This is a genomic window from Kutzneria sp. 744 (assembly GCF_000568255.1).
GTDB lineage: Bacteria > Actinomycetota > Actinomycetes > Mycobacteriales > Pseudonocardiaceae > Kutzneria.
The window spans coordinates 9082706-9095582 of record NZ_KK037166.1 but is presented as its reverse complement, the minus strand read 5'-3'; the positions used below and the strand labels follow the sequence as shown (position 1 = coordinate 9095582).

General features: G+C 71.1%; 7 protein-coding genes and 1 pseudogene. 2 read left to right on the top strand and 6 right to left on the bottom strand.

Going from position 1 to position 12877, the window contains the following annotated elements:
- The 5 genes and pseudogenes from KUTG_RS62265 to KUTG_RS41700 all read right to left on the bottom strand — a co-directional run.
- Window positions 1–1276: pseudogene (locus KUTG_RS62265) on the bottom strand (hypothetical protein); the annotation flags it as partial.
- Between the two features lies 1 nt (window position 1277).
- Window positions 1278–2633: a type VII secretion protein EccB gene (gene eccB / locus KUTG_RS41715; RefSeq protein WP_052396030.1), complete on the bottom strand. Its 1356-nt coding sequence runs from the start codon at window positions 2631–2633 to the stop codon at window positions 1278–1280.
- A 3-nt stretch (window positions 2634–2636) separates the two neighbouring features.
- Window positions 2637–3002 (bottom strand): ubiquitin family protein, encoded by a 366-nt coding sequence (locus tag KUTG_RS54620; protein WP_052396029.1) that lies wholly within the window; start codon window positions 3000–3002, stop codon window positions 2637–2639.
- A gap of 455 nt (window positions 3003–3457) precedes the next feature.
- Window positions 3458–3967 carry an EsaB/YukD family protein gene (locus tag KUTG_RS54615; RefSeq protein WP_157495161.1) on the bottom strand — a complete coding sequence of 170 codons (510 nt, stop codon included), beginning with the start codon at window positions 3965–3967 and terminating at the stop codon, window positions 3458–3460.
- Between the two features lie 294 nt (window positions 3968–4261).
- Complete coding sequence (locus KUTG_RS41700; RefSeq protein WP_043724959.1) at window positions 4262–8209, bottom strand: type VII secretion protein EccC; 3948 nt, start codon at window positions 8207–8209, stop codon at window positions 4262–4264.
- An 874-nt stretch (window positions 8210–9083) separates the two neighbouring features.
- On the opposite strand from KUTG_RS41700, the gene KUTG_RS41695 reads away from it, so the two are divergent.
- Both KUTG_RS41695 and KUTG_RS41690 read left to right on the top strand, forming a co-directional pair.
- Window positions 9084–10154: a phospholipase D-like domain-containing protein gene (locus KUTG_RS41695; RefSeq protein WP_198047490.1), complete on the top strand. Its 1071-nt coding sequence runs from the start codon at window positions 9084–9086 to the stop codon at window positions 10152–10154.
- A 25-nt stretch (window positions 10155–10179) separates the two neighbouring features.
- On the top strand, window positions 10180–11166 hold the full coding sequence (locus KUTG_RS41690) for a class I SAM-dependent methyltransferase (RefSeq protein ID WP_043724955.1): 987 nt from the start codon (window positions 10180–10182) through the stop codon (window positions 11164–11166).
- A 58-nt stretch (window positions 11167–11224) separates the two neighbouring features.
- Here KUTG_RS41690 and KUTG_RS41685 read toward each other — a convergent pair whose 3' ends face one another.
- Window positions 11225–12805, bottom strand: a complete 1581-nt coding sequence (locus KUTG_RS41685; protein WP_052396807.1) for a hypothetical protein — start codon at window positions 12803–12805, stop codon at window positions 11225–11227.
- Window positions 12806–12877 lie beyond the last annotated feature (72 nt).

The window sequence follows — 12877 nt, the reverse complement described above, 5'->3', positions numbered from 1 at the left end:
GCACCGGCACGTGGTGGCTGTTGGCGACGAGCACGGCGGCCGGCAGCGCGCGGAACATCCGGCGCATGGCCGGATCCATGGTGGCCAGGATCTCGTCGGCCAGCGCCTGCATCCGGTCGGTGAGGTGCCGCGAGGAGGTGTCGAACACGACGGCGGCGAACCGGGAGTCGATGGGCGCTGTCCGCACGTGGTCGGCGTTCACCGGAGCGACCGGCGGCCGCAGCCACAGTCCGCTCTGGACGACCTCGACGACGGCGTCGCTGGCGTACCAGTAGACCCCGGGCGACAGCTCGGCGGCGCCGGGCATCGGGTTGTCGTGGGCGACCAGCTGCGGCGGCAGGATCCGGCCGGCGGCCGCGGCCCGCGGCAGGTACCGCAGCTCACGGGCGAAGGAGCGCCAGCCGAGGTTGCCCTCCGGCGACACGACGTGCAGCGTGCCCTCGACGGACGGCATGCCGGCGTAGAAGGTGACGGGCGCGCCGAGCTGGTCGGCCAGCGCCTGCCCGACGGAGGCGCGCAGCACCTCGACCGGGCCGTACTGGAGGAAGCGGACCTTGGCGCGGTGCTCGGGCGGCACGGAGTGGCAGAACCGGGCGATCTCGGCCATCGGCACCGGCCGCGAGTTCGGCGACCCGAGCACGACGATCAGCTCGTCGCGGTTGGGCACCAGGCCGGAGACCAGCAGCGCCCGCTGGTCGTCGGCAGACTCCAGCGGCCGGATCCACACGCCGGCCGGCAGCGGCTCGACCACGCTGATCGGGCCGGGCTGCCACACCTGCTCGGTGCCCGGGTAGGTCCAGTCCGGGACCGGGAAGCGGCGCGAGTCGTGCTGCGGCGCGCGGCCGCGACGGAAGCGCACCCAGCCGACGCCTTGCAACGCCGAGCTGAACAGCGCGCCGCCGGGGGCCATCACGACGTCGCCGTCGGGCACGAGAACCGGGCAGTTGAGCCGTTCCGCCAGCCACTGGGCGGTCATCACGGCGGCGTCGCGGGAATGCTTGCCCAGCACCAGCCGGTAGCCGCCACGGCGACGGCCGAGCAGCGCGGCGACGGCGTGCCACAGCTCGATCGGGCCGTCCGGCGGCACGTCCGCCACGACGACGGTGTGCTCGGGGTCGGCCGCGATCGTGCGGGCGAAGGCCAGCGCGCGAGGGTTGAGGTGACCCTCGATGTGCAGCAGCATCGCGTGTCCCGCGTCGACACACGCGACCTGCGGCATCGTCACGGAATCCGGCGTGCTGACCGCCCAGGTGCGCAGCCTCGTGCCCAGCGCCATGTCACTGCCCTCCTCGGGTGTTCGCCGCCAACACGGCCGGGCCCATCACCAGGTCGGGCCCGGACGGCATCGCGTCGAGCACCTCCTTGGGCATGCCGACCGCGGTGCCACCGATCTGGAGCGGGCCGAAGGCCTGCTGGGCGACCCGGAACTTCTCGCCGAGATCGGTGATCAGGTAGTACACACGCTTGTCCGACTGCTGCGGGGCCGGCTCGGCCACCGCGATCAGGCCACGGCCGGCCGGCACGTTCATGGTGATCCGGCCCGCGGACACCGCCAGCTGCTCGGTGACGAGGAACCCGGTGCTCACCGCGTCGCCGCTGGACTTCTGGCGCACGCACACCGCCGCGTTGTCCGCCGCGTACGTCTTGGACGTCACCATGTTCGGCATGCCCTGCAGCGTCGAGTTGTCCTTGGACTCGGGCAGCTCGGCCAGGCCGGCGGTGGTGATGTCGCGCGGCTGGTGCGCGCCGGGCTTGGCCTGCAGCAGCGCCAGCGCGGTGTCATTGACCGGGGCCACGCCGTCCTTGCGCAGCACGTAGGTCTGCTTCTCGCCGCCGACGCTGGTGTCCAGCAGGTCGCCGATCTTCGTGGGCAGCCCGTCGACCGAGGGGCCGGCCTGGCCGGCGCCCTCGACCACCGGCACGTCCAGGGTCTGGCCCTGGTGCAGCTGGTGGATCCACACGGTCGGCACCAGCGTCGGCGCGGTGTCGCCGAAACCCAGCGCCACCAACGCGTTGTGCGAGCCGATCGGGTAGATCGTGTTGCGCCACACCACATAGTTGATGTGGTCCTGGCCCTGCACGAGGAACTTGGCGTCGGCCGGCATCGGGGTGGCCGCCGTGTTCGGGTCCACGTCGACGCGCATGGACGGCTCGTCCGCGCCCGGGGCGGCGCACAGCGACCACTGCGGCGGCAGCATGTCCTGGGCGCGCGGCACCGAGTCCGGCGCGCCGGGGATGCCGACCGAGCGGCCGTGCGGCACGCCGACCAGTGAGTTGCGGGAGACCGGCGTGAACGTGCCGCTGACGTTGGTGCCGGCGAAGAACAGCATCGCCGACGCGGTGTTCAGGGTGGGGTAGAGCGTGCCGTTGATGTAGAGGTACCGGTTGCCGGTCTCCTTCTCCACCACGATCGCGCCGGGCTTCTTGTAGTCGTAGTTGCCGCCGGGGTTGATCAGGCCGTAGATGGCGAACCCGCCGCACAGCAGCACGGCCACCAGCACGCCCCACATCAGGCCCAGCGAGGAGCGGCGCAACGGCGGTTCGCCGCGGCCGGGGTCGCCGGTGGTGAGGGCGCTGGCCAACCGGGAGGTGACGAACTGGTACGCCTGGACGTGGTCGCGTCGACTCTGCATGCCTCAGCCCGCCAGTGCCCGGAAGAAGGCGTACGTGTCCAGCACGACCAGCAGCAGCGGCACCAGCGCGATGGCGGTCCACAGCTCGGCGATGTCCGCGACCTGGCCCCAGATCGGCAGCAGCCGGGTCTGCGGCAGCCGCCAGGCGCCGATCACCAGCATCGCCACGACCAGCAGCACGCCGACCAGAAGTCCGATGCGCCCCACCGGGGCCAGCGAGAAGGCGTACGCGATGACGACCGCGGTGATGATCAGGGCGCCGGCCCAGACGGTCGCACCGCGCTGCCACACCGACAGCAGGGACTTGGCCCGCAGCAGGCAGGCCAGCCCGAACACCAGCGGCAGCACCACGCTGATCCAGCCGTCCACGCCGATCAGCAGTGACGCTGTCCACCAGCGACAGCACGGACGACGCGACGATCACGGCGGTGAGGTAGCCGTCCGCCAGCGCGGACCGGCCGGCGATCAACGACGCCGGCGCGGGGTCGATGTCCTGCTGGAGCTCGTCAGTGGTGCGCGGGAGGGTCGGCACCCGCAGGCGGGCCAGCCGGGCGGCGACGCGGGCCCCGAGCGTGGCGAACAGGAACAGCGTCACCGCGACGATGCTGACCGCGCCGGGGGTGTCGGCCGAGGTGCCGGTCCGCAGCACCGAGCCGAGGATCGCACAGATGCCGAGCAGGCCGGCGGTTTTCGAAGAAGTTGATTCTCTGCATCCCACTAAGCGGCCGCTGCCGACATGTGTACACTCGGCTCGCTTGGAGACTGCAGCGGTGGAGTTTCGAATGGGCAAGGATGTCGCGCTCTCCCACCGTCGGAAACCCTTCTCAAAGGCCTATACTCGCAAAGAATCCACCCAGGAGAGTCCTACCATTCTTGATCAGGCCGGCGGCCGCGGCGAACGCGCAGGCGGCGATGCCGCCCACATAGGACAGCGCCTTGTCGTCGGAGACGGCGTGGATGGCGACCGTGCCGCCGCCGAGCGCCAGCACGATCACTCCGCAGTACAGCGCGAGCAGCCCGCCCGGGCCGCCGGCCAACAGCGTGGCCACGCCCAGCGCGGACGCCGCCAGCACGGCCAGGCCGATCATCGTGCGGCGGGTCGACTCCGGCCGCCAGCGGTCCGGCCGGGCGGCGATGGCGTCGCCGACGCCGTCCGCGAGGTCGTCGTAGGTCAGCTCCGGGATCGGGGCCTCGGCGGCGCGCAGGTAGAGCACGTCACCGTCGTGCAGCTCGGCCTGCTCCGGGGTGGCGTCCAGGTCCAGCGGCCGCTCGCCGAGGCGCTGGAGCACCCAGTCCCGGCCGGTGTCACTAGCAGCGGTTGACGTGTCGCGCACAAACAAAAGAAAACCAGCAGCCCGAACGTGGCGGCGCTGGGGATCGCCAGGTCGGCCCGGCCGTCCGGGCCGTGCACGGTGATCCGGCACAGGTCCGCGGGGCCGGATCCGCCCGTGCCCAGGGGAATCTGGTCGATCGAGGAGTCCGACACGGCCACCATCTGCCCGTGGGGCATGGCCGGGAACGACGCGTCGGCGCCGATCGCGTCCGTTGGCCTCATGCTGACGTCGCTCCTGTCGTGGATCCGTAGTGGTGAGACAAGCTCGGTTCGGTGTCGTGACGGGGTTTCGGCATCACGCCATCCCGGTCTGCAGGAGACGCACGTCACGCCGGGTGACCAGCTGGGCCCGGCCCGGCGGCAGCTGCCGCGGCTTGGCCTCGCCGAGGAACTTGCCCTCTTCCTTGGGATAACTGAGCAGCACCCCCGGGTTGCCCAGCTCCCACATGCGGCGCAGCAGCGGGTCCATCATCGCCCGCATCGCGCCGGAGGTGCTGCGGGCGATGACCACGTGCAGCCCGATGCTGGCGCCGTGGGCCAGCAGCGGGATCAGCGGCTGCATCGGGGACGCCATGCCGCCGCCGCTGACGAAGAGGTCGTAGTCGTCGATCAGCACGAACAGCTGCGGCCCGGTCCACCAGTCCCGCTTGGGCAGCCGGTCCGGGGTGATCTCCGGACCGGGCATCCGGCGGGTCATCGACACGCCGGCGTTCCCGATCAGGTCGGACAGCGCGTCCGGATCGACGGCGTAGCCGATCCGGTACGCCTCCGGCACCTCCTCGTGCAGCTCCCGCCGGGTGTCAGCCAGCAGGATGCGCGCCTCGGTCGGGCTGTAGCGGGCGATCACGTTGCGGGCGATCAGCCGCAGCATGTTGGTCTTGCCGGTCTCGGTGTCTCCGAACACCGACAGGTGCGGCGTCATGTCGAAGTCGTGCCACATCGGCGCCAGGCGCTGCTCGTCAAGGCCGATGCAGAACCGGGCGAACTGGGGCTCCGGCGCCGGCAGGTCGGCGATCGGCAGCTTGTTGGGCAGCAGCCGGACCTCGGGCGCGGCCTGGCCGGCCCAGAAGGTGGCGATCTCCTCGACGGCCGCCTTGGTGGCGGTGGTCAGGTCGTCGGTGGCCGACGAGCTGTCGATGCGCGGCAGGCCGGCCAGGAAGTGGAACTTGGCGCTGGTCAGGCCGCGGCCGGCCTGCTCGGGCACCCGGGCCGCCACCCGGGCGCCCAGCTCGGACTCCATCGGATCACCCAGCCGCAGCTCCAGCTTGGTGCCCAGCACGTCGCGCATGGCCGGCCGGATCTCCGACCAGCGGTTGGTGGCGACCACCACGTGCAGGCCGAAGGCCAGGCCGCGGGCGGCCAGCTCGGTGATGCGCGGCTCCAGGTCCTGGAAGTCGGACCGGATCGTGCCCCAGCCGTCGACGATCAGGAACACGTCGCCGTTGGGGTCGCTGATCTTGCCGGTGGTCCGGCCCTGCCGGTAGGCGACCATCGAGTCGATGCCCAGCTCGGTGAAGATCTGCTCGCGGCGCTCCAGCAGCTGCGCCAGTTCCTCGATGGTGCGCAGCACGCGGTCGCGCTCCAGCCGGGTGGCGATGGAGCCGACGTGCGGCAGGCCCGCCGTCGAGACCAGGCCGCCGCCGGCCAGGTCGAGGCAGTAGAACTGGACTTCCTCGGCGGTGTGGGTGAGGGCCAGCGACAGCACCAAGGTCCGCAGCAGCGTGGACTTGCCCGACTGCGGCGCGCCGACCAGTCCGATGTGGCCGTTGGCGCCGGACAGGTCGGCCACCAGCAGCTCGCGCAGCTGCTCGTACGGGCGGTCGACGATGCCCAGCGGCACCCGCAGCGACCGGGTGGCCGGGTGGTCCAGCGCGGCCATGCCGCGCACCGGGTCCGGCACGATGCCGGGCAGCAGCTGGTCCAGGCTCGGCGACTCGGACAGCGGCGGCAGCCACACCTGGCGGGCCGGCGGGCCCTGGTCGACGAGGCGGTCGATCAGGACGTCCATCAAGCTGTCCTCGCCGTCGCCGGCCGACTCCAGCTGGACCTCCTCGGTGGTCTTGGCCGGCGCGTCGTCCTCGGGACGGCGGATCCGGCCGGGCATCAGCCCGAACGGCGCGACCTCGCCGACCACCTTGGACTGCGCGGCCGGCGAGCTGTCCGGGGCGTCCGGGCACGGGCCGGACACGTAGGCCGCCTTGAACCGCACCAGGTTGGTGGTGTCGATCTTGAGGAAACCGTGGCCGGGCGCGGACGGCAGCTCGTAGGCGCTGGCCACGCCGATGACGCTGCGGGACTCCATGGCGGAGAAGGTGCGCAGCGCGATCCGGTAGGACAGGTGGCCCTCGACCCGGTGGATGCGGCCCTCGTCCAGGCGCTGCGAGGCCAGCAGCAGATGCACGCCGAGCGACCGGCCCAGCCGTCCGATCTGGACGAACAGGTCCATGAACTCCGGCTTGGACGACAGCAGCTCGGAGAACTCGTCGACGACCACGAACAGCACCGGGAACGGGGCCAGCTGCGCGCCGCCGGCGCGGGCCTTCTCGTAGTCGTACAGCGACGAGTAGCCGTGCTGGCGGAGGAACTCCTGGCGGCGGTTCATCTCGCCCTGCAGCGAGTCCTGCATGCGGTCGACCAGGGGCAGCTCGTCCTGCAGGTTGGTGATCACCGCCGAGGTGTGCGGCATCTTGTCCATGCCCATGAAGGTGGCGCCGCCCTTGAAGTCGACGAGCACCATGTTCAGCACTTCCGAGGAGTGCGTGGCCGCGAGGCCGATCACCAGCGTGCGCAGGAACTCCGACTTGCCGGAGCCGGTGGCGCCGATGAGCACGCCGTGCGGGCCCATGCCGCCCTGCGCCGACTCCTTGATGTCGAGCTCGACGACCTCGCCGTTCTCGGTGACGCCGACCGGCACCACCAGGCGGGCCCGCTGGTTGCGGCGGGGCCGCCACTGCTGCTGCACGTCGAAGCCGCGGGCGTCGCGGATGCCCAGCAGCGTGGTCAGGTCGAAGTTGCTCTCCAGCGGCTCGTCGATCAGGTCGACGGTGCCGCTGGTGCGCATCGGGGCCAGCAGCCGGGCCACGTTCTCCGCGCCGGCCACGCTCATCTGGTCCGCGTCGGCCTTGCCGGTGGAGTCGCCGGCCGGGAACTCGACCTGCTCGCCGGCCACGGTCAGGCGCAGCACGTCCGGGCCGCCGTGCATGCCGCCGGTGACGTCGAGCAGCACCACGTTGCGCAGGCCGGTGTCGAGCAGTCGGGAGTGCTCCGGGATGTGCACCCGGTGCGCCACCACGACATGGAACGGCTCGTTGGGGCCGGGCGGCACCGTGCGGTCGAAGTCGGGCCGGTCGGTGACCGATGCACCGAGCAGGTCCATCAGGGTGTCGTGGTCGCCAGACACCACGCGCACCGGGCCGGCCTCGTCACGAGCGGTCGCGTGGGAGATGTGCGGCAGCCACTTGCACCAGTCCCACTCGGCGCGGCCGGGCTCGTCGGTGAGGATCGAGATGCGCAGGTCGTCCGGGGAGTGCATGACGGCCAGCTGGCACAGCATGGCGCGGACGAGCGCGAGCACCGGGCCGGCCTCGCCGGCGAACTCGACGCTGGTGAAGCTGCGCAGGCCGACCGCGATGGGCAGTTCGGACACCGTGCGGTAGGCGCGGATGAAACGACGCAGCGCGATCGCCGTCAGCGGTTCGAGGTCCTCGATCGGGCGAGTGCGCGGCGGCACGAACTCCAGGGCGGCCCGCTGCGCGCCCAGGCCGATCCGGACCCGGCCGAAGTCCTCGTGGCTGGCGCGGCGCTCCCAGAGGCGCGGGCCGGACACCAGCGACCAAAGCGAGGAAGGCTCGGGATTGTCCCAGCGGGAGGCGGCGCGCTGGTCGTCGGCGGCGGCGCGGGCCTGGCCCCGCAGCTGCGCGAGATAGCGGAGGTAGTCGCGGCGCTCGGCGCGCATCTTGCGCTTGCGCTCCATGCCCTGGCGCCCCAACTGCGTGACGCTCATGCTGACCATGGAGACGCCCATCATCCCGGACATCATGTACACGGTCGGGGAGCTGCCGGCGATCGAGAACATCATCACCATCGCCGCGCTGCCCAGGCCCATCGGCAGGTACACCATGGCCGAGCCGAAGTCGAGGCTGGCCGGCTCGCCGAGCACGGGGGGCTCGGCCAGCTCCACCTCTCCGGTCGGCAGGGCGGGACCGGCGACGCGCTGCGATCGTTTGACGATCACGATGCTCATCAGTCTGGCTCCAGGGCTAGCGGCGGCAAGCTCGTCAAATGCTATGTGAGGCTTTAGGACACTGTTGTACTACTGGCACCTACGGCAACCGATGAGTGCCCTAAGTTCCCTACACGGCGACCGTCACAGTAGTGACCGATCCACAGGTCTCCCTTACCGGGTAGCACAAAGCCGAAGGCGGGACGAAACTTTCGAACGGTTCTTCACCGCAGCGAAAACGCGCGTCAGAAGAACTTCACAACAATGTCGTACCGTTTCCGTTACGTAGTTTTTCCGCTCTTCGACTTCGCATGCTTCCCACACGGCCGAGCGACAAAACCGGTTCGCCCTTGTGACCTGCTTCACACTCGTGCGAGTGGTTCGCTTGTCACCCGGGCGTGCGGTAACCGTTGTGCACCCACGGCCGGCCCTCCTCGACTGCGCAGCAGGTCCATAGTGGACGGAGGCCGGGCGCCGCGCCACACATCGGCACGCACCGCCAGTTCCTATGGGCTCGACGGCGGCCGTGGCGCGACCGGCCCGCGATCCTGCCCGCGAATCCGACCAGCGCTGCACGTTCGTTCACGTTCTTGATCCGGACTTGATGGAAGCGCTCTCCTCTCGATCCGGCTCCAACCATGCCCAAGGTCTATCAACGGCATCTCCACGAGTTCTCCACGGCTGTCCAGGCGCGCGCCAATCCCCAGGTCGAGGGCCATTTCCCGATGTCCGGGCCGCTGCGCGCCCGCACCTGCGGGCGGCTGCGTGGCGAGCAGAATCGCCACGAGCGTGGCGCCGGTGACACCCGCGGGAGACCCCCTCACGGCGGCCGAGTGAAGGGTGGCACCCGTCCGGCGGTCCCGGACCGAACCACGCGCGGCCTGTCATGGACCTCATGACCGAGATCACCCTTTTGCGTGACATCGCCCATGGCGGCCGGATCGCCCAGCCGGCCCGGATCGCCGCCCGGCTGGCCGCCTTCGTCGGGACCGCCCGCACCAGCGCGCACCTGGCCGTCTACGACTTCCGCCTCGGCGACGAACTGGCCGAGCCGGTCGTGGCGGCGCTGACCGAGGCCGCCGCCAACGGCGTCGACGTGCGAATCGCCTATGACGCAAGCAAACCCGCTACCGGTTTCGCGAAGCTCGGCGCCGACCCGGCACCGCCCGGCACGGCCCAATGGCTTCATTCCAGGCTCGGCGAGAGCAAGGTCGGGCTGAGACCCGTCACCACTCCGTCCGGACAGCTGATGCACGACAAGTACGTCGTCGTGGACGGCCGGCGGGTGTGGACCGGTTCGACGAACTTCACCGACGACGCCTGGACCCGTCAGGAGAACAATGTCGTGCGGATCAACTCCACCGCGCTGGGCGCCGCCTTCGAGCGGGATTTCGAGCAGTTGTGGGAGTCCGGCGACATCCGGCGCACCGGCCTCGGCGACCGCGGCACGATCACCGTCGGCTCGGCGGCCGTCTCCTGGTCGTTCGCGCCCGGCGAGGGCCCGGCGATGGACTCCGACCTGGTGGCGATGGTGAGCGGCGTTCGCAACCGACTCGTGATCGCCTCGATGGTGGTCACCTCGCACGCCCTGTTGTCCGCCCTGGCCAGGGCGGTCGACGCCGGCGTGGGCCTGAGCGGCATGTTCGACGCCGGGCAGATGGGGCCCATCGCCCGCGCGTGGGCCAGGAGCAGGTCGGCGGCATCGGCGCAGGCGCTGGCCGACTGGACCACGGTGTCGGCTCGTCTCGTGGGCAAGAAGTCCACGCCCTACACGCCGACCGGCGTGCACGACTTCATGCACCTCAAGGTGTTGGTCTGCGACGACACCGTGGCCACCGGCTCGTACAACTTCAGCGCCAACGCCGAGGCCAACGCCGAGAACCAGTTGCGCATCACCGCCCCCGCGATCGCCGACAAGTACGCCGCCTTCGTCGCCACCCTGGTCAGGGCCTACGGCAGAGCCTGACCGCGGCCGGCCGTATCGTGGCCGCGTGGACAGCGACCAGATCCAGCGACGGCCTCTCGACCCGACGCTCGTCCGGGACGAGATCGACGCCCGGGCGGCGATGCGGGCCGGCGACTTCTCGCACTGGGCGCGGGCCGGCGAGCACGTCATCCGCGAGGAGCACCACAACTTCCCCGAGCGGCTGTTCCTGTTCCGCCTCGGCGACGTCTGGCACGTCGGCTCCAAGACGATCTCCGACCTCGTCGTCGAGCACGGCCTGCCCGGCCTGTTCTGCAGCCGCGTCCACTGGCACAACGTGCTCGGCCCGCTGACCTCGGTGCGCACCTCCGACGCCGACGTCCGGGTCAGCTTCCGGCCGCTGGACGAGGCCGGCCGCCGGGCCGCCTTCGACGCCATCACGCCGGAAACCGAGCTGACCCACCCCTTCGCCCGGCACCGCGAGCCGGGTCAGGAAGTCGTCGCCGAGGCCTGGGAGGTCAACGACCACGAGGCCGCCCTGCTCAACCTCGGCGAGGAACACATCCGCCGGTACACGCTGGAGCGGTTCGGCCCGCGCTTCGCCGACCTGGACACGGATGTCGTCGCCTACGATCCGGCCTGCTCCACCGGCCGCTTCCTGGCCGACTTCGCGAGCCTGAACCCGGCGCGGATCCGCACGGTCGGCCAGGACCTCAGCCAGGAGATGGTGGACTACGCCGCCGCCCACCTGGAGCGGGTCCACGTCGGGGACGCCCTGGAACCGGCGGTCCCGCCGCTGAGCGTGGACATCGTGTTCGTGCGGTTCCTCAACAACGAGGTCGTCTCCACCGCCCAGGCCCGCCAGATCCTGCCGCGGCTGGCCTTCTGCCTGAAGCCCGGCGGCACCATGGTCCTGCTCGGCCACAGCCCACTCCTGGTGGACGCCATCGACCTCGTCGGAGCTGGCATGACCGTGACGCAGACCGTGGCCCGCCAGGACGACCACGTCTTCCAGTACTACGTCTGCGAAACGAGGCGCCTCCGCTCAGCCTGACCCGCCGGGGTTCGGGGACTGCGCCGCCACCGCTGCTACCGCCTCACCCCGGCCGGCCTCACCCCGGCCCTGGGCCCCGGCCAGGCTCGCCCAGCAGCCCCGGCAGGTCGACGACGACCCGGGTCAGGCTGAAGCCGTCCGGCGGCACGCCCTTTGGGGAGCTGATCCAGTTGCCGCGGTCGCGCACCCGGAAGGTCTGGTCCCCCACCAGCAACAGCGAGACGTAGCAGCCGTAGTCGATGGCGAAGCCGTCGTAGAGCCGGCCGGGCTGGTGCGGGTCGACGATGCCGCGCCGGAGCAGGTGCAGCAGGCGGGCGTCGTAGAGCTCGTCGATGGTCTCGTACGCGGCGTAGCCGAGCTGGTCCAGCACGAACGTCCGGGACCGCCGGACGCCGACGATCTCGTCGACCAGCAGTTGCAGCGTCCGCCGGGCCGGCTCGTTGACGGTGAGGGCGTTCTGCTTGTCCCGCAGGAACCAGTCCTTGGCGGCGTTGCGGACCTCGGCGATGCCGATCGGCTCGGCGTTGGCGTGCTGGGCGGCCAGCGCGGCGATGTTGATGGCGTCGCGGGGCACGCCCTCGGCCGCCCGGACCAGCTCGCCGAAGGCCCCGCGTCGGAACGCCTCGTCGACGAAGGCGGTGGCGTCGACCGGCGGCTCCCGGACCATGGTGGCCAGCTTCGGCCCGGCGTGGTTGTAGAACAGCTGGCCGAAGAACTCCTGGGCCCGGTTCTGGGTGTGGTCGAAGATCATGAAGTCGTCCAGGCTGACCGCCGAGGCGGCGTCCGAGCCGACCTCGATACCCAGGTAGTCGCCGCCGCTGGGCAGGAAGAACCGGGACCGGCGCTCGATCGCCGCGATCTTGACGCTGACCCCCGGCACCGGCAGCACGCTGCGCCGCAGCAGGTCGGCCAGCAGCGGCTGGAGCTCCAACGGCAGGCTGCTCCACTCGTCCAGCAGCAGCCACAACCGACTGGGGCGCAAGGCTTTTGTCACCGCCCGGAGCGCCCGGCCGAGCGGCCCGAACAGCACGTGGTGCCGCTCCACGCCGGTCCGCAGCAGCCGGCTCTCGGCCCGCGCGGTCCGGCGTTGCCCGGCGGAGAACCGCAGGCCCGGCTTCATGGAGGCGAACAGCTCGACCGCCGCGCCGGCGCTTTCCTTCTCCCCCGACCGGGTTTCCGCCTCCACCTCGCCGACGACCTCCACCGCCGTGGAGGCGTCGACGAGCGCGTCCATCGCCGCCAGCAGGGCGTCCGGATCGGCGATATCCCGTTCCATGGCAACGGAAAGCAGCTCCTCGTGGATCGCCTCCATGGTGTCGACGAGCAGGTGCGTGCCGCGCGTCGACGGCGTCAGCGTGCTGTCGGCGTACAGGCCGCCGGCGGAGCCGATCGTGCGCAGGTCCACGTACACCGGCACGTCGCCGGTCCGCTCCACCAGGTCGCTCAGGTACAGCAACGCGTGCGTCTTGCCCGTTCCCCGGCGCCCGTACAGGATCTGGTGGTCCTCGGAGTTCAGCATCGCCGAGAACGACCCGGCCGCCACGTATGTCGTGGCCAGCGTGTAGCGGTCGGTGCTCTCGGCGCGGCGCGGGATGCGCATCAGGGCCTGGTTGACGTGCCGCTGCCGCCTGTCCGTCATGGTGGCCAAGCGTGCCCGCCACGCCGTGACCACACATCGGCTACAAGGGTGGCGCGTTGGGCGATACGTTGC